Genomic DNA, 16,452 nt, shown 5'->3' on the forward strand with positions numbered 1-16,452 from the left:
ACGTTTGCAATTCGGCGTTATGATTGTTCCAGCGAAACACCGCAAACCGCAAAATACCATGGAGACACACCCTCATGATTTCCCCCGCGCGCAACCCCCGACCCTCGTGGCTATCCAATGCCGTGTTCTACGAGATCTATCCGCAGTCCTTCGCCGACTCCAACGGCGACGGCATCGGCGACATCCCCGGAATCACCGCGAAACTGGACTACATCAAGGATCTCGGCTGCAACGCCATCTGGCTGAACCCATGCTTCGAATCGCCGTTCAAGGACGCCGGCTACGACGTGAGCGACTACAAGAAAGTGGCGGCGCGATACGGCACCAATGAGGACCTCGTGGCGCTGTTCGAAGCCGCGCATCAACGTGGCATGCACGTGCTCCTCGACCTTGTTCCGGGCCATACCAGCGAGGAGCACGACTGGTTCCGCCACAGCAGCGAAGCCGAACGCAACGCCTACTCCGACCGCTATATCTGGACGGATTCGTGGATCGCCGGCGGTGACGGGCTGCCGTTCGTCGGCGGCGAATCGCCCCGCGACGGCACGTATATATTGAACTTCTTCAAGTGCCAGCCGGCGCTCAACTACGGCTTCGCCCACCCTACGCGCTCCTGGCAGCAACCCGCGCTCGGACCGGAAGCCAAGGCCACCTGCGACGCGATGGTGGACGTCATGCGATTCTGGCTTTCGCTGGGAGCGGACGGCTTCCGCGTGGACATGGCCGACAGCCTCGTCAAGAAGGACGATGACGGCAAACCCTATACGATCCGCACCTGGCAGTACATGTTCGCGCAGATCCGGCCGGAGTTTCCCAAGGCCGCGTTCGTTTCGGAATGGGGTCGCCCGAACGAGTCCATGGCAGCCGGTTTCGACATGGATTTCTACCTCGATTGGCGCTGGGACGGCATTCCCAACGGCTACAACATGCTGCTGCGCAACACCAACGACCCGCTGAGCCGCGAAGGCGACGCCAGCTACTTCAACGCGGATTCCGGCACCAAAATCAGCGATTTTCTAAGCGAATACGAGCCTCGCCTGCGCGAGGCCGAAGCCTACGGCGGCAGCTTCAATTTCATCACCTGCAACCACGACACCGCACGAGTGGCGCCGCGCCTCTCCCCGCGCGAAATCGCGTTGGCTTACTGCACGCTGTTCTCGCTGCCGGGCGTGCCGTTCCTGTATTACGGTGATGAGATCGGCATGCGGTACCGCCAGCTGCACACCAAGGAAGGCGGCTACGTGCGCACCGGTTCGCGCACGCCGATGCAGTGGGGCGATGGCTCGTCCGACGGCCTGACTGGCGGCGAATACTTGCCGATCGACACCGCGGCCGACGCGCCGACCGTCGCGGCGCAGCAGGCGGACGAGGGGTCGCTCTGGCATATCGTGCGCGACATGCTGCATGTGAAGGGTGACAACGCGGCGCTGCAGACCGACGCCTCGTTCCGCGAGATTGAGCGAAAAAGAGTGTTCGCTTTCGCCCGTTCCACGGATGCGCAGCAGGTGATTGTGGCGGTCAATCCGAGCCGCGATTGCAAAGCTTTGCAGTTACCAAAAGGTAATTACCGCGAGATTTTCAAAATCGGCGAAATCGAGCTCGACGGCACTTCTCTGCAGTTAGGTTTGCAAAGCTTTGCAATACTCGAAGCCGAATAAAGGCTTTCGCAAACGCTTTGCGAAACCCCGTGCGGACGCGCTTGGGCGCGCTTCAGATGTGCGATGTTCCGAACGCGCGCCCAAGCGCGGCGCCACATGCCGTTCAATATCGTCCGCATTATTCGTCAATTATTCGGCGATCATTCGGCGCGATCGGGCATTATGTGGCATTGCCGGGCATTGCAAACGTTATGCAAACAGAAAATCAAATTTCCATACTTGACTATCGGTTAAACAGCTACAAAATGGCTATTTTGCAATATTTTTTCTTATAAAACACACTTTGAGAACGATTTCATACCATGCTATAGTGTTGACTAGTGCGACCGCCGACGGCACCGTAGCGTCGGCATCGCAAAGCAACGCAGCATTCGCCGCAAAAACGGCATGGAAAGAAGGGACCAATGGCACAGACCCCGCAGACCGAAAGCGCGGAACGCATCGCACGACCGCTTATTCAACTCGCCAAGCTCAACGGCATTTCGACGTCGTATATCGACCAGCTCGGCACCTACGTGGAAATCCGCGACGAAGTGCTTGTCTCCGTGCTGGCCGCGCTCGGCGTGGACGCTTCGAGCGACGAGGCCATCGCCGCATCGTACGCGGCGACCAAGCAGCGCATCGCCGACACACTCGTCGAACCGACCATCGTGAAGTTCATCGGCAAGGAAGCCGTGACGCCGATCCGCGCGAAAGGCAACAAGGTCGCACTGACGCTGACGCTTGAGGATGGCACGCAATACAAGGGCGATTTGGCCGCGCATCTGACGAACGCTCCGGCTGATGCGGCTGACGGCACGCTGCAGCTGGCGCTGCCGGATGACATTCCCGCCGGGTACCACACGCTTGCCGTCGATGCAGGTCCGCTGCACGCTGAGGCGACGCTGATCTGCGCGCCGGCACGCATCGAGCTGCCGCCGGCCGTGGCCGAAAAGCAGCGTTGGGGCTGGATGGCGCAGATGTATTCCATCCGTTCCGCCGAATCCTGGGGCGTGGGCGACTACGGCGACCTGAAGCTGCTGCTGTCCGACGCCGCAACCAAATCGCACGCCGATTTCATGCTTATCAACCCGATCCACGCAACCGCGCCGGTGCCGCCGCTGGAACCGTCGCCGTATCTTCCGGAATCTCGCCGCTTCCTCAACGTGACGTACATCCGTCCGCAGGACATCGAGGAATTCGCCGGCCTGAGCGAGGAGGACCGCGCCGAAGTGGCACGACTGCACGCTGAGGTCGCGCCTGCCAACGACAGCGCCGAGCCGCTTGATCTCAACGCTTCCTGGGAGCACAAACGCGAGGCGCTGAAGCTTGTCTACGCGATGCCGCGTTCCACCGAACGACAAGCCGCATTCGACGCGTTCAAGGAGACCGCTGGCCCGGATCTGCGCGCGTTCGCCGCATGGTCGGTGGCGTTCCAGGTGTGGGGCGCTCCGTGGACGGGCACGTGGTTCAAGGACACGAACCGCGATTCGCCGGAAGTGGCCGAGCTCATGCGCGAGCACGCCGACATGGTCGACTTCGAATGCTGGCTGCAGTGGATCGCCGACGAGCAGGTCACCGCCGCGCAGAACGCCGCGCGTGAAAGCGGCATGGCACTCGGTCTCATGCAGGACATGGCTGTGGGCGTGCATGCGCTCGGCGCGGACGTGTGGTGGAATCCGGAGCGTTTCGCCGTGGGCAGCGTCACCGTGGGGTGCCCGCCGGACTTCTACAACCAGCAGGGCCAGGATTGGGGGCAGCCGCCGTTCAATCCGAATTATCTGGCCAAAACCGGCTACGGCGTGTACCGCGAGATGGTGCACAACATGTTCTCCCATGCGGGCGCGGTGCGCATCGATCACGTGCTCGGCCTGTTCCGCCTGTGGTGGATTCCGCAGGGCGAGGGTGCGCGCGGTGGCGCGTACGTTACGTACGACTATGAGGCGATGATTGCGATCCTGACCATTGAAGCGTCCCGCGTGAACGGTCTGGTGGTCGGCGAAGACCTGGGCACCGTGCCGGATTACGTGCGCACAGTGCTCGGCGAGCACGGTCTGCTGGGCTGCATGGTGGAATGGTTCGCCCGCGTGGACGACTCCCCCAACGCCGGCGACCCGTACGCCGATCCGTCCACGTATCGCAAGTACGCGCTGGCCTCCGTCACCACGCACGATCTGCCGCCGACCGCCGGCTACCTGCAGTTCGAGCACGTCAAGCTGCGCGAACAGCTGCACCTGCTGTCCGGCCCGGTCGAGGAGTTCCAGGCTTCCGCCACCGCCGAACGCGACGCGATGATGGACCGTCTCGTGGAGTCCGGCCTGATCACGCCGGAAGTGGCGGGCGATGTGGAAGGCCACATCCAGGAAATCGTCGAAGCGATGCATAAGATGCTGCTCAAGTCGCCGTCCGTGCTGCTGCAGGCCGCGCTGGTGGATGGCGTGGGCGAGACGCGTACGCAGAACCAACCGGGCACGTCCAGCGAATACTCCAACTGGCGTGTTCCACTGGCCGGACCGGACCTCAAGGTGGTGCACACCGACGAGGTGTTCGGCCTGCCGCGCGTGCAGTCGCTGTCCGCCATCATGAACGGCGAGAAGTGACGATTTCGGTTGCTGCGATTGCATGATTGCATGATTGCGAACGATCGCACATGATCGCAGCAACCGAGCCGAAAAATAGACTTACCTATCCCCTTTCCTCATAACAAAGCCCGGTTCGGCTTCGTCGGGACGTTCTTCGGAACGTTTCAACGAAGCGGAACCGGGCTTTTTCTATCGATTCTTGGTTGCGCGGGAACCGTTGCTACCGTTCAGCCGATAGCTAATCAGCCAAGCAACCGATCAGTCGATCATCCGAGCAGCAGCCAGACGGAAGCGTCAGAATCCAGCTTGCCGTCATCCGTCAACGGCACGGAACGCGCGATGACGACCGCATCGTCCGGCAGCGCGACCGGCTCGTCGCCGAAATTGGTGATGGACAGGAAACGACGGCCTTCCGTGGCGGGACGGGAGTAGGCGACGACGTCATCGTCCGCATCCAGCAATTGCGCGGACGTGTCACCGGTCGCCGTCAGAATCGTCTGACGCAGCTGCAGCAGCTTGCGATACAGGCGCAGCATGGAGCCGTCGTCCGCTTCCTCAGTGTCGACCGAAAAATCTTTGAAATAGTCCATTTTCTCGGTGACACCGGCAATATCTCCCAAACCGTCACCATTCACGTCTTTGAAACTGCGCGGATAAATCTGATAAACAACAGTCTGTTTCCACCAATCGTCACGCCTGTTGTTTGCGGTCACGACACCTTTTTTATTGGCATAGTGAATATTTGCTCGTTTCAAGGCCACTGTTATTGCCGAAGAAGGCCGATCGCGCTTTTTGACGATTATTGCGGTTCAAGGCCACCGTTATTGCGTATCAAGGCCACTGGTTGTTAGGCTCCTTTCACCATGCGAGGGACGTGTGGTGAAAGGAGTTACCGACAATGGTAAGGAAAATCAAGGCCAAGGCGATACTCCGCCTCAACGACCAGGGTCTGTCCGGGCGGGCGATCGCCAGATCGTTGGGGATCGCCAGGCAGAGCGTGGCCGAGGTGCTGGCCGCCTCGGCGGCCGCGGGAATCGCCTATCCGGACGTTGAGACGAAACCGGACGACGAGGTGTACTCGATGCTGTTCCCCGGCAGGGGCGAACGGGAAAGCGTGTACGAGCAGCCCGACTGGGCCAGGGTCCACCGCGAGCTCGCGCGTGTCGGAGTGACCCTGCGCATCCTGCACGGCGAGTACGCCGACGAATGCGCCGCCGCGGGCAGGCCTCGCATGGGTTACGACCGTTTCTGCAAGCAGTACGCCGCGTATGTGGCGAGGACCGGTGTGACGAGCAGGGTCGAGCACAAGGCCGGACGCACCATCGAGGTCGATTGGGCCGGCAAGACCATGCGGATCGTCGATCCGGTCACCGGCGACGTTTCGAAGGCGTACCTGTTCGTAGCGGTGCTGCCGTTCAGCCGGTACGCGTTCGTGGAGCCGACGCTCGACATGGGGCAGAACGCCTGGCTGCGGTGCCACGTTGCGATGTACGAGTGGTTCGGCGGCTCCACGCCACGTCTGGTGTGCGACAACCTCAAGACCGGCGTGATCAGCCATCCGCGCGACGGCGAGGTCGTGCTCAACGACGCGTACCGCTCCATGGCCGAGCACTATTCCGCCGCGGTGATCCCCGGACGCGTGCGCAGGCCGAAGGACAAGCCGTCAGCGGAGAACACGGTATGGCACGCGACCATGGCGCTGGCGGGAGCGATGCGCGACCGCGCGTTCGCGTCGCTGGACGAGCTGCGCGGGGCCGTCCGCGGGTGGCTGGACGAGTACAATTCCCGTCCGTTCCAGAAACGCGACGGCTCCAGACGGTCCGTGTTCGAGTCCGACGAGAGGCCGCTGCTGATACCGCTGCCGGGAACGGCGTACGAGGTGGCGGACTGGATATACGGCAGGAAGGTGCAGTCCAACTGCCACGTCGCGTATGCGCGCAACTGGTATTCCGTCCCGTACGCCTACGCCGGAACCGTCGTGGACCTGCGCGTCGGCTCCGACACGCTCGAGGCGTGGCACAAGGGCTCCAGGCTCTGCACGCACAGGCTCCTGCCCGCCACGGCGGCCAACCGATACAGCACGAACGAGACCGACCTGCCCGGGAAGGCCGGATGGAGGCAATGGGACCGGGAACGCTGCGAGCGATGGGCGAAACGCGTCGGACCGGACTGCGCGGACGTCGTCGGGAGGCTGTTCGCCGCGCAGCGCTTCGACGACCAGGGGGTGGAGCCCGCGTTGGCGGTGCTGCGGCTCTCGAGACGCTATTCCGAGCGGCGTCTCGAGAACGCGTGCTCGCTGGCCCTGCAGTCGGTCGCCTCGCCAAGGTACTCGCACATCAGGCCGATACTCGAGACCGGCCAGGACATGACCGGCGGGCTGACGGAAACATCCGATGACGGCGCCGGCGGCTGGGTGCGTGGCGGCGACTACTACGCGAACATGGGCAGGTGAGCGCGATGATCATCGATTCCGAGACCAAACGCAAACTGCGCGAGATGAACGCCGCCGAACTGCTCGACGCGTTCGAACGGCTCGACGAACGGACCGTCATGCCCCTGAACCATGCCGAGGTGGTCGGCCTCGCGGTCGACAACGCGTACGGCGGATACACCGACGCGAAGATCCAACGCCTGGTCAAACGGGCGGGACTGCGCTATCCGCAGGCCGACCTGCGCACCATCGACCTCGCCGAGGAGCGCGGGCTCGACCGCGGCGTGCTCGCCGGACTCGACGCCGGCAACTACCTCGGACAGCGTCTGAACGTCGCGTTCCAGGGAGCCACCGGATCGGGCAAGTCGTTCCTGCTATGCGCGTTGGTGAAATCCGCGTGCAGGGGACGCTACCGGGCCTGCTACATACGGATGCCCGACCTCGCGGAACAGGTCGCGGCCGCGGCCCTCAAGCCGGGAGGTCCGGCCAAGCTCGTGCGCAAATACTCCACGTACACGCTGCTCGCGATCGACGAATGGCTCGTGGACAAGCCCGACGAGCAGTTCAGGCGCTTCCTGCTTGAGCTCATGGAACTGCGCTACGACAACGCCAGCACCGCGTTCGCGACCCAGCTGGCCACCAAGGAATGGCACAGCCGTCTCGGCGGCGACACCATCGCCGACGCCATCCTCGACCGCATCGTGCACAACACGGTATGGATCGACACCGGCGAGTTCAACATGAGGCAACGGCACGGACAATCCATGCTCGAATCCTGACCAAAGGGGGTCAGTGGCCTTGAACCGGTCCGCCACTGGCCTTCTTTGGCAATAACGGTGGCCTTGAAAGGGAATAATCAGTGGCCTTGAAAGCTGCAAATATTCAGCATAGCGGGCTTAACAATATTGTCCCAACATATGACAACGGTAGCATTATTGTGCGTAAAACGCTATGAAAACACAATCATTGCAATACATCAAACGTTTGATGAAAACGCGAACCTTCCATGCATATCGAGTAGAATCGAAAAAAGATTCGGCTCTGCACACGTTGCCCTGCGGAGACACAATGCCACACGAAAGGCGATTATGAAGTTCCTCTCCCCCGATTCCGGTTTCATGCGCGGTCTGAGCGACGCCGTCGACGCGATTTGGATCAACATTCTGATGCTCGTCACCAGCATTCCGATCATTACAATCGGAGCAGCACTGACCGCCGGACACGACGCCGTCCGACGTACCTTGTCAGGCGAAGGCACGGCGACGCGCAACTATTTCAACGCGTTCCGTGCGAATTTTGCGAAATCGACCGGTTATTGGCTGATTTTCGGCGCGGCCGGTGCGCTTTGCGTCTACTCGTGGATCGTGCTGCAGATCACGCCGCTGCTTATTCCGAAATTCGCGCTGACGATCGTCTGGCTAATCGGGTTCGAATGGGTATGGGCACTGCAGGCACGTTTCGAAAACTCGTTCTGGCGCACGCTCGGCAACGCTTTTATATTCGGCGTGAGCAACATCGGACATACATTGGCTTTAATTGCGATTGACGCGGTGTACGTTGCGCTGCTCGCCGGAAGTTGGTTCTACATGCCGCAAGGCCTGTTTCTGCTGCTCGTGCTCGGCTACGGCACCATGCTGATGCTCCATTCGCCAATCCTTGAACACATCTTCCGCAAGTACATCAATAAATAAGTCGCGTGCGGATTATTCAGCGCTCGTGCGGACCATCCGACGCTCGTGCGGACCATTTCGACGCGTGTGCGGATTTTCCGATGCCCGTGCGGATTCCCCAACGTCTTTGCGGATTTCCTAACAGTTCTGCGGATAATTCGGTGCCCGTGCGGATTCTAAACAGCGTCTGCGGATTATTTTGATCGCGTGCGGATTGTTTCCCGCCAAAAACGACGAAATCGCATAGGACAAAAATCCTAATCGTTGGAATTTCAACGATTGCGTAATTTGGCATGCCTTTCTAGCCTTGAATCAATCCGCAGGAGCACATAAAAATCCACACGGACGTCGGGCAATCCACAAAAGACGCTTAAAATCCGCACGCGCAAGAGAAATCACGCAGAGAAAAACACAAAGAAACACACAAAGAAACACACAGAGAAACACACAGAGAAACACCGAAAAAATATAGGCATGAAAAAAAGGGGCTGATTTGGAATCAGCCCCTTAATTTATAAGTAGATCAGCCCTTGACGGCTCCAGCCATGACACCCTTGACGATGTACTTCTGGCAGATCAGGTAGAAGATGATGATCGGGATGATGGCCATGACCAGGCAGGCCATCATGGCGCCCATATCCACGGAACCGTAGCCGCCCTTGAGGTACTGTACGGCCACCGAGATGGTCTTGTACTTGCCCAGGTCGAGCGTCAGGTACGGCAGCAGGTAGTCGTTCCAGATCCACATGGCCTGCAGAATGGCCACGGAAACGATGGACGGCTTCATGATCGGCACAACGATCTGGAAGAAGATGCGCGGCACGGAAGCGCCGTCGATCATGGCGGATTCCTCCAGCGATTCCGGAATGCCCTTGACCACGCCGGTGAAGATGAACACGGCCAGGCCAGCGCCGAAGCCCAGGTACACGAAGCACAGTCCCCACGGGGTGTTGAGCTTCAGCATGTCGGCCAGCTTGGACAGCGTGAACATGACCATCTGGAACGGCACGATCATGTTGAACAGGAACAGCGTGTACAGCAGCTTTGCAGCCCAATTGTTCACGCGGACGATCCACCACGCGCACATCGAGGTGCACACCAGGATCAGCGCCACGGAACCGACCGTGATCAGCAGGGTCCAGCCAAAGCTGGCGAAGAAATTCGTGGTCTCGATGCCACGTGTGTAGTTGTCAAATCCAACAAACGCCTTGCCGGTAGGAATGGAGAAGGTGCTGCTTGAGATGTACGCCTTCTGCTTGAAGGAGTTGATGATCACCAGCACGATCGGGAAGATCCATGCCAGCGAAACGACGGTGAACAGCGCGGTCCACAGTCCACCGTGCTTGACCTTTTCTCCGGAGTTCATGCCTCCACCTCCTTGCTAGTGGTGAGCTTGTTCTGGATGAGCGCCACGATGGCCACCAGGATGAAGAACAGCACTGCCTTCGCCTGGCCGACGCCTTCCCAGCCCATACGTCCGTAGAATGTACGGGTGATGTTCATTGCCAGACCTTCGGACATGTTCGACGGAGCGCCGTTGGTCAACGCAAGGTTCTGATCGTACAGCTTGAAGCCGTTGGTGACGCACAGGAACGAGCACACGGTGATCGACGGCATCATCAGCGGGATGATGATCTTGAACATGGTCTGGGTACCGTTCGCACCATCCACGGCGGCCGCTTCGAGCACGTCGGTAGGCAGGGACTGCATGCCTGCAATGTAGATGATCATCATGTAGCCGATCTGCTGCCAGCAGACCAGAATGACCAGACCCCAGAAACCGTATGTCGCACTATAGGTCAGCGCGCGGCTCCAATGAGCAAGGACGCCGTTGAGCAGCAGCATCCAGATATAGCCAAGGATGATGCCGCCGATGAGGTTCGGCATGAAGAACACCGAACGGAAGATGGTGGATCCCTTGATGGCCTTGGTCAGCATGTACGCAATGGCGAACGCGACCACGTTGATCACGATTGTCGTGACGATGGTCAATGCCGTCGAGAAGCCCAGCGCGTGCAGAAATTCCTTATCGGCGATCGCCCTCTTGTAATTCTTCAAGCCCACAAATTCGGCATCGGTAACGGTGGTGAACTTGCAGAAGCTCAGATACACGCCCATGATGAATGGGACCACAAATCCGACGATGAATGCGGCGAACGTGGGCAACGCAAATAACGCCCACCACTTTCGTATCGCTTTGCCAGCCATGCTGATCATAGCCTGCCTGCTTTCCTTCTCCATTCCATGCACCGCTTCAACGCGGCACGGAATTCCTTTCCCCCAAGGAGACGAGCCACAGCATTGTTACCCATTCCCTCAGTGCTTACACGGCCATGATAGGCAGCGTTGCAACAAATGTCAAACGTTGTCATTTTCGCATGTCACGCAGCGTAAAAGATGAAACGTTGTCATACGGAAATCCCATCCCCAAAAAGCCCAGATTTAGCGCGGAACCACCAATATGACCATCTGATGAAAACGTTTGTAATGAATCAGTTGCATGACGGAGCGTACATCTGCACCTTACCACCGGCATGCGGTACCATTACACTATTCTCTGTAATCACGGTACAGGGGGATTTGATGAAAAGCAGTATCCAGGATGTCGCGCGCCTTGCGCACGTTTCCATTTCCACCGTCTCGCGTTCCTTCACGCGGCCCGATCTCGTGTCGCAGACCACCAGAGACAAGGTAATGAAGGCCGCGGACGATTTGAATTTCTCCATTTCGAGGTCCGCGGCGGCGCTGAAAACCGGCCGTGCGCTGCGCATCGCGGTGCTTGTGTCGGGACGGCTCAACCTGTGGTTCAGCTCGTCCATTATCGAAGGATTGAATGAGGTCTTCCACGACGAAGGCTACGACATCTCCATTTACCAAATGTCCAGTACCGAAGAGCGCAGCGATTTCTTCGACATGCTGCCGGTCCGCCGCAACGTGGACGCAGTGATCGTCATCTCCTTCGACATCGACAGCAACGAAATCGAACAGCTCAAGTCGGTCGATGTGCCGATCATCGGCATCAATTCCAGCCTTCCGGAGGAACGCGGCTTCAACGCGGCCGCCCGCATCGACGACAAGCAGGGCTCCGAACTCGCGGCACGCCACCTGATGACGCTCGGACATCGCGACATCGTCTACATCCGCACCGACCGCGAAGTGACGCTGCACTTCAGCGTGCAGGGACGTTTCGAATCGTTCATGGAATGCTGCCATGCCAACGATGTCGAACCGCGCGTGCTCGTCACTGACGAAGGCAAGAACAACGTCAGCAAGGTCGTGACGCAGCTGCTGAGCCTCGACCACATGCCGACGGCCATCTCCTGCCAGGAGGACGGCATTGCGATTCCGCTGCTGTTCCAGCTTGAGCGGAACGGTTTCACGGTGCCGAACGACATCTCCATCATTGGCTATGACGACAGCACCTACGCGCGCGATCTCGGCTTGACCACCATTCGGCAGACGCCTGTGGAAATGGCACGGGAGGCGGCTCGCATGACGCTTGCACTGATTGAGAAGCAGACGATCGATGAGCCGTTCAAGACGTTCCCCGCGCAGCTGATCGTGCGTTCGACCACCGCCCGGCTGCGCAAGTAGTATCGCCTGGCATCGCTTGCCGTCGCTTTGCGATACGCGGCAAGAAGGACGATAGACATAGAACAGACATAGGAAAACGAAGGTCGCCATCGTGAACATGCACGGTGGCGACCTTCGTTTTGCCATCACAAACGACTGCGGCCGAGAGAAGGAAAGGGAAACTCTCGGCCGCAGTCGTGGAATTCAGTTATTGTCTCGATCGGGCACGGTCAGCGAATCATGAACCGCTGGCCGCGTAGGATCAGTGGGCAGCTTCGTACTCGGTCTTCCAACCGTCAACAAACGCGGTCTTGACGGCATCCCAGTCACCGGTACCCTGAGCGTATTCGAGGAGGGCGGAGCCGAGCTGGTTCTTCCACTCTTCGGACGGCATCATGGTGAAGTTCCAGGAGACGGCGGTCTTGCCGGAGTTCTGATCCTCAACAGCGGCCTGGGTCAGCGGGTTGTCGGACTTGACGTCGCTGAAGGACTTGAACGGGGTGGTGAAGCCCATGACGCTGGACAGGGACTTGATGCCGGTCTTGGAGGTGATGACCCACTTCAGGAAGTCCTTAGTGGCCTTCTTGTCAGCATCGGAGGACTTGGAGTTGATGCACCAATAGTTCTCGGAACCGGTGGCCAGACCCTGGTTCTCCTCGCCCTTGGCGCCGATGTAAATCGGGATCATGCCGAGGGAATCGGCCTTCATGCCGTTCTTCTGCAGGTCGGTCCATGCCCAGGTGCCGTTCTGATAGAACACAGCCTGGCCGAGGGAGAACTCGGAGGTGGCGTCGTCACCGGTCTTGGAGCTCAGCTGGGTCGGCTCGGTGGTGGAATCCTTCAGATACAGGTCGAAGATGTTCTTGTACTCCGGCAGATAGGTGCCCTTGATGGTGGCCGGCTGCTTGGTGATGTTGCCATCCTTGAACTCATAGTAGAGCGGCAGGTTGGCCAGGTGGGTCTTGAAGCGCCAGTCGGAGCTGGAATCGAAGCCGGCGGAGGTGAATGCACCCTTGACGCCGAGCTGGTCCTTCTTGGCCTGGATGTCGTCAGCGACGGCCTTCAGAGTGTCGAAGTTGTCGATGTCCTTGACGTCCTTGATCTTGGCGCCGTCGGTGGCGATGTACTTGGCCAGCAGGTCCTTGTTGTAGATCAGGCCGTAGGTCTCCATGGCGTACGGCACGCCGACGACCTTGTCGCCATCCTTGAGGGCGACGTTCTTGTCGATGAGCTGCTTGTACGGCTCAGTGTCCTTCATGTCATCGGTGTAGGACTTCCAGTTCTGATAGCCGACCGGGCCGTTGACCTGGAACAGGGTCGGTGCCTCGGACTTGGCGATCTCGGACTTCAGGGTCTGCTCATAGGTGCCGGAGGCTGCGGTCTGGACCTTGACCTCGACGCCGGTCTCCTTGGTGTATTCCTTGGCCAGCTTCTGCCAGGCATCGTTGGATTCCGGCTTGAAGTTCAGGTAGTAGACCTTGCCCTTGCCGTTATCGGAACCTGAGTTGGAGCCACCGCAGGCGGCCAAAGTGCCGACGGACATCGCCGCGATAGCAATCATGCCAACTGCTGCTTTAATAGTACGATTCATCATCGAACCTTTCTCTTTCCATTCCTGTTTCCCAGCCTCCACTGGGTCACATCTTACGAAATCGCGTCCTCACGATTTCTGACACACTCTATTGTGCCGCAAAATTCGCCTTTTTGCAAACGTGGGCAGAACTTTTCATTTTTTTTGCACAAATAAAAAACGCCCACACCCCGCAATTCCTTTATTTTCAATAGTTTCCGACATATCGTCTTTATGAAAGCGTTTGCGACACACCTCTACCCCAAAAGCCGCGCCATACGTAGAAAAGGAAGACATAGGGGATTTAGCAGGGAGCGTCATATCAAACGGTGCACTCGATCGTTCGAGACCCGCGTTCCTGTACCTCGCGGTCTCAGCAGTTCCAATGTTCGATGACATTATCTCCCTTGTACCGCCCCAACACGCAGTAATGCGCGGTGTCCAGCCGCAGCAGACGCGCGAAATGCGGGTCGATGCCCAGCCATTGCGACGTCAGAATACGCAGCACATGCGCATGCGCCACCAGAAGCACGTCATTGCCGGCGTCAAGCAGCGGTTCGACCACGGCGATCGCCTCACGAGTGCGCGCCGCCGCCTCCTCCACCGTCTCACCGGGACCATTGTGTACAGGCACGCGCTCGCCGTCCGGCAACGTCTCTACCCAATCGCCTTCCAGCGATTCGGGCAGCGACCGCGGGCCATCACGCCACACATCCCAAGCGAAACCGCCCGCCGCGCTCACCTCCTGACGTGTACGTCCCTCGGCGCGGCCGTAATCCCATTCCGCAATCGCATCAAGCACCTCGAAATCGCCATATCCGGCGAGCTGCGCGGTCTGCTGCGCGCGACGCAACGGGCTGGCAAACATGCAACCAGGCGCGAAACCATGCGGAAACGCCTCACGCAACCGTTCGCCGGCGGCACGCGCCTGCTCACGGCCGACGGCGGTCAGCGGAATATTGGTACGACCAGTGTGCTGCCCTGATTCGCTCCACACGGTCTGCCCGTGACGCAGCAGCACCAAACGACCCGAGACGATTGCGGAAGCTGCGTTGCCTCCCAGTTGAGTTTCTGTCATGTCTCCACTGTAGCCGACGTGAGCGGCGATTTCACGTTCATTCCGCCACGTGTCCCATACGCGCAGTCGACCACACCCCAGCAGCCAGCGCCGTCCCAATCGCCGCAGCCAAGGCGCTACACTGGAGCCATGAGTGAAAAGCCAGACATGGAATCCAGTGCGGACCGCGCTGTGGCGGCCCTGCATGCCGTCGATGAGAAGGTGAACGCGTTGCGCGACCAAAGACTGAACGACCCCGATTCCTTCGGAGACAAGATCTTCAAAACCGCGACGCCCGCACTGGCCGGGCTGGTGTTCGGCAAAGCGTTCGAGATGCTGTGGAAACGAAGCGTCGGACGCAAATCCGTCCGTGCCGACGGCACCACGAACGAAGCGGCGGAAGTGGCGCTCAGCATCGCCTTCGCCGTAGCTTCCGCGGCTTTCGGCACGCTTGTGTCGCAATTGTCCGACCGCGGATCGAAGGCGATCGTGAACAAGCGGCACGCACGGCAGGCGCATCGCAAGTAATACGGACGGTCACGCGAGCGATTCGCAAAATCGTTCCTGCGAAAACATTCTTGCAAAATCGTTCCACGAGGGTAAGAATGGCGGTATGAGCAACATTCTTCATAACGCAACCGTCGATACACTGCTGGAACGCCGTTCCATCCGCAAATTCAAGCCGAAGCCGCTGCCGGATGACGTCGTCGAAACGTTGGAGACCGTGGCGCAGCACGCGGCAAGCAGCCAATTCCTGAACGATTGGTCCGCCATCCGCATCACCGACGTGGCCATCAAGAAGCGTCTTGCCGAGATCGCAGGACAGCCGTACGTCGCGACTGCGCCGCTGCTGTACGTGTTCGTGCTGGATGAGCATCGCAACGCCGCCATTGCCGCCCGTAAGGGCGTAGAAGTGGCATCCGACGCATTCACGCTCAACGGCAGCTATCGGTATACCCAGGCGCAGAACGACGCGGTTCTGGCACTGCATGCGATGGAGACGGCCGCGTACTCGCTCGGCTTGGGTTGCGTGATTCTCGGCTCGCTGCTCAACGATGTTCCCGCGCTGATCGACCTGCTGAATCTGCCCGAATACACGTACCCGGTGCTGGGCATTGCAATCGGCAAGCCCGATCAGGAGCCGGCCATCAAGCCGCGTATGCCGCGTTCCATGCAGTTCTTCGAGAACGAGTATCCAAGTAGCGATGAGAAGCTGCTGTCTGGCTTGGATTCGTTCGACGCCGAAGTGCACAAGTATTACGATTTGCGCGATACTGAACGGCCGGTGGACGCGTTCAGTGACCAGGTTGCTGCGAATAGCACTGACGAAAGTGTGAACGCCAAGGCAGTGGCCACGCCGGCAAAGAAACAGGGATTCCGTCTGGAACGGTAGCGATAGGTGCGTGGTTGTTTCGCCTCGTATGAGCTATGCATGAGCCGTATGGCGTGATTCGATACAGTGTATTTCACATACATACCCGGCAGATCAGTTTTTGAAACGTCTGCCGGGTTTTTTATCTTCTACTTATCTTCTACGGGGCTTGTAGCCCTTCTTACGGGAATGCGGCTTAAGCTGCTGATTGAAAGGAACGTACGTGTAGCTGGATTGTGGATCGCGATGCGTGAGATGCCAGGTACCGCAGAAATCGCAGCGATATACCCAGAGTTCGGTACCGCGTTCGCGCCAACTCTGGTCGGCGGCCTGTTGAGCCGTTGCCTTGTCGTGATACATGATTTTATTCGACTCGGTACAACGCTTGGGTACGAAGTAATGCATAACAAATCAGTGTATGCAGCCGCTTCGATAAGATGGAATGCCTTTGGAAACGTGCGATCAGATGGAATCCGAGGCATGAAGGCTCGAGGGATATAAAAAATGGGGTTCCCGGAGCGACGCCCGCCGGGAAGCCCGAAAAGAGAGCATAAAAAGGG

General features: G+C 59.1%; 14 protein-coding genes. 8 read left to right on the plus strand and 6 right to left on the minus strand.

Annotated elements, in window-relative coordinates:
* The first annotated feature begins 74 nt into the window (after window positions 1-74).
* Both OU26_RS06890 and malQ read left to right on the plus strand, forming a co-directional pair.
* Window positions 75-1,658, plus strand: coding sequence for an alpha-amylase family glycosyl hydrolase (locus OU26_RS06890; RefSeq protein ID WP_026647126.1), 1,584 nt, complete (start codon window positions 75-77; stop codon window positions 1,656-1,658).
* A gap of 404 nt (window positions 1,659-2,062) precedes the next feature.
* On the plus strand, window positions 2,063-4,237 hold the full coding sequence (malQ, locus tag OU26_RS06895) for a 4-alpha-glucanotransferase (protein ID WP_026647125.1): 2,175 nt from the start codon (window positions 2,063-2,065) through the stop codon (window positions 4,235-4,237).
* Window positions 4,238-4,485: 248 nt separating this feature from the next.
* On the opposite strand, the gene OU26_RS10640 is transcribed toward malQ, so the two are convergent.
* Complete coding sequence (locus OU26_RS10640) at window positions 4,486-4,932, minus strand: alpha-amylase family glycosyl hydrolase (RefSeq protein WP_026647124.1); 447 nt, start codon at window positions 4,930-4,932, stop codon at window positions 4,486-4,488.
* 185 nt (window positions 4,933-5,117) lie between these two features.
* Between OU26_RS10640 and istA the strand changes: the two genes are divergently transcribed.
* The 3 genes from istA to OU26_RS06915 all read left to right on the plus strand — a co-directional run bounded on the left by istA (window position 5,118) and on the right by OU26_RS06915 (window position 8,341).
* A complete protein-coding gene (gene istA / locus OU26_RS06905) occupies window positions 5,118-6,671 on the plus strand; it encodes an IS21 family transposase (protein WP_026647123.1) in 1,554 nt (517 codons plus the stop codon).
* 5 nt (window positions 6,672-6,676) lie between these two features.
* Window positions 6,677-7,429: an ATP-binding protein gene (locus OU26_RS06910; protein ID WP_026647122.1), complete on the plus strand. Its 753-nt coding sequence runs from the start codon at window positions 6,677-6,679 to the stop codon at window positions 7,427-7,429.
* Between the two features lie 309 nt (window positions 7,430-7,738).
* A complete protein-coding gene (locus OU26_RS06915) occupies window positions 7,739-8,341 on the plus strand; it encodes a YesL family protein (RefSeq protein ID WP_026647121.1) in 603 nt (200 codons plus the stop codon).
* Between the two features lie 502 nt (window positions 8,342-8,843).
* Here the strand turns inward: OU26_RS06915 and OU26_RS06920 are convergent.
* Window positions 8,844-9,686 carry a carbohydrate ABC transporter permease gene (locus OU26_RS06920; RefSeq protein ID WP_026647238.1) on the minus strand — a complete coding sequence of 281 codons (843 nt, stop codon included), beginning with the start codon at window positions 9,684-9,686 and terminating at the stop codon, window positions 8,844-8,846.
* Complete coding sequence (locus tag OU26_RS06925) at window positions 9,683-10,537, minus strand: carbohydrate ABC transporter permease (protein WP_026647237.1); 855 nt, start codon at window positions 10,535-10,537, stop codon at window positions 9,683-9,685. The genes OU26_RS06920 and OU26_RS06925 overlap by 4 nt, the downstream gene beginning before the upstream one ends.
* 366 nt (window positions 10,538-10,903) lie before the next feature.
* Here OU26_RS06925 and OU26_RS06930 point away from each other — a divergent pair, with 366 nt between their 5' ends.
* A complete protein-coding gene (locus tag OU26_RS06930) occupies window positions 10,904-11,914 on the plus strand; it encodes a LacI family DNA-binding transcriptional regulator (RefSeq protein WP_026647236.1) in 1,011 nt (336 codons plus the stop codon).
* 241 nt (window positions 11,915-12,155) lie between these two features.
* On the opposite strand, the gene OU26_RS06935 is transcribed toward OU26_RS06930, so the two are convergent.
* Window positions 12,156-13,487: an ABC transporter substrate-binding protein gene (locus OU26_RS06935; RefSeq protein ID WP_026647235.1), complete on the minus strand. Its 1,332-nt coding sequence runs from the start codon at window positions 13,485-13,487 to the stop codon at window positions 12,156-12,158.
* 349 nt (window positions 13,488-13,836) lie between these two features.
* Window positions 13,837-14,541, minus strand: a complete 705-nt coding sequence (locus tag OU26_RS06940) for a histidine phosphatase family protein (RefSeq protein ID WP_026647234.1) — start codon at window positions 14,539-14,541, stop codon at window positions 13,837-13,839.
* 129 nt (window positions 14,542-14,670) lie between these two features.
* Between OU26_RS06940 and OU26_RS06945 the strand changes: the two genes are divergently transcribed.
* Complete coding sequence (locus tag OU26_RS06945; protein WP_026647233.1) at window positions 14,671-15,048, plus strand: DUF4235 domain-containing protein; 378 nt, start codon at window positions 14,671-14,673, stop codon at window positions 15,046-15,048.
* An 85-nt stretch (window positions 15,049-15,133) separates the two neighbouring features.
* Window positions 15,134-15,913, plus strand: coding sequence for a nitroreductase family protein (locus tag OU26_RS06950; protein WP_033499012.1), 780 nt, complete (start codon window positions 15,134-15,136; stop codon window positions 15,911-15,913).
* A 132-nt stretch (window positions 15,914-16,045) separates the two neighbouring features.
* Here OU26_RS06950 and OU26_RS09915 read toward each other — a convergent pair whose 3' ends face one another.
* Window positions 16,046-16,297: a hypothetical protein gene (locus tag OU26_RS09915; RefSeq protein ID WP_033499013.1), complete on the minus strand. Its 252-nt coding sequence runs from the start codon at window positions 16,295-16,297 to the stop codon at window positions 16,046-16,048.
* Window positions 16,298-16,452 lie beyond the last annotated feature (155 nt).

Source organism: Bifidobacterium ruminantium DSM 6489, assembly GCF_000770925.1.
Taxonomy (GTDB): domain Bacteria; phylum Actinomycetota; class Actinomycetes; order Actinomycetales; family Bifidobacteriaceae; genus Bifidobacterium; species Bifidobacterium ruminantium.

Coding starts and splice junctions, on each gene's coding strand:
- OU26_RS06925 (WP_026647237.1), bottom strand. CDS start 10,537: ATGATCAGCATGGCTGGCAAAGCGATACGAAAGTGGTGGGCGTTATTT.
- OU26_RS06940 (WP_026647234.1), bottom strand. CDS start 14,541: ATGACAGAAACTCAACTGGGAGGCAACGCAGCTTCCGCAATCGTCTCG.
- OU26_RS09915 (WP_033499013.1), bottom strand. CDS start 16,297: ATGCATTACTTCGTACCCAAGCGTTGTACCGAGTCGAATAAAATCATG.
- OU26_RS06930 (WP_026647236.1), top strand. CDS start 10,904: ATGAAAAGCAGTATCCAGGATGTCGCGCGCCTTGCGCACGTTTCCATT.
- OU26_RS06890 (WP_026647126.1), top strand. CDS start 75: ATGATTTCCCCCGCGCGCAACCCCCGACCCTCGTGGCTATCCAATGCC.
- OU26_RS06945 (WP_026647233.1), top strand. CDS start 14,671: ATGAGTGAAAAGCCAGACATGGAATCCAGTGCGGACCGCGCTGTGGCG.
- istA (WP_026647123.1), top strand. CDS start 5,118: ATGGTAAGGAAAATCAAGGCCAAGGCGATACTCCGCCTCAACGACCAG.
- OU26_RS06915 (WP_026647121.1), top strand. CDS start 7,739: ATGAAGTTCCTCTCCCCCGATTCCGGTTTCATGCGCGGTCTGAGCGAC.
- OU26_RS06950 (WP_033499012.1), top strand. CDS start 15,134: ATGAGCAACATTCTTCATAACGCAACCGTCGATACACTGCTGGAACGC.
- OU26_RS06910 (WP_026647122.1), top strand. CDS start 6,677: ATGATCATCGATTCCGAGACCAAACGCAAACTGCGCGAGATGAACGCC.
- malQ (WP_026647125.1), top strand. CDS start 2,063: ATGGCACAGACCCCGCAGACCGAAAGCGCGGAACGCATCGCACGACCG.
- OU26_RS06935 (WP_026647235.1), bottom strand. CDS start 13,487: ATGATGAATCGTACTATTAAAGCAGCAGTTGGCATGATTGCTATCGCG.
- OU26_RS06920 (WP_026647238.1), bottom strand. CDS start 9,686: ATGAACTCCGGAGAAAAGGTCAAGCACGGTGGACTGTGGACCGCGCTG.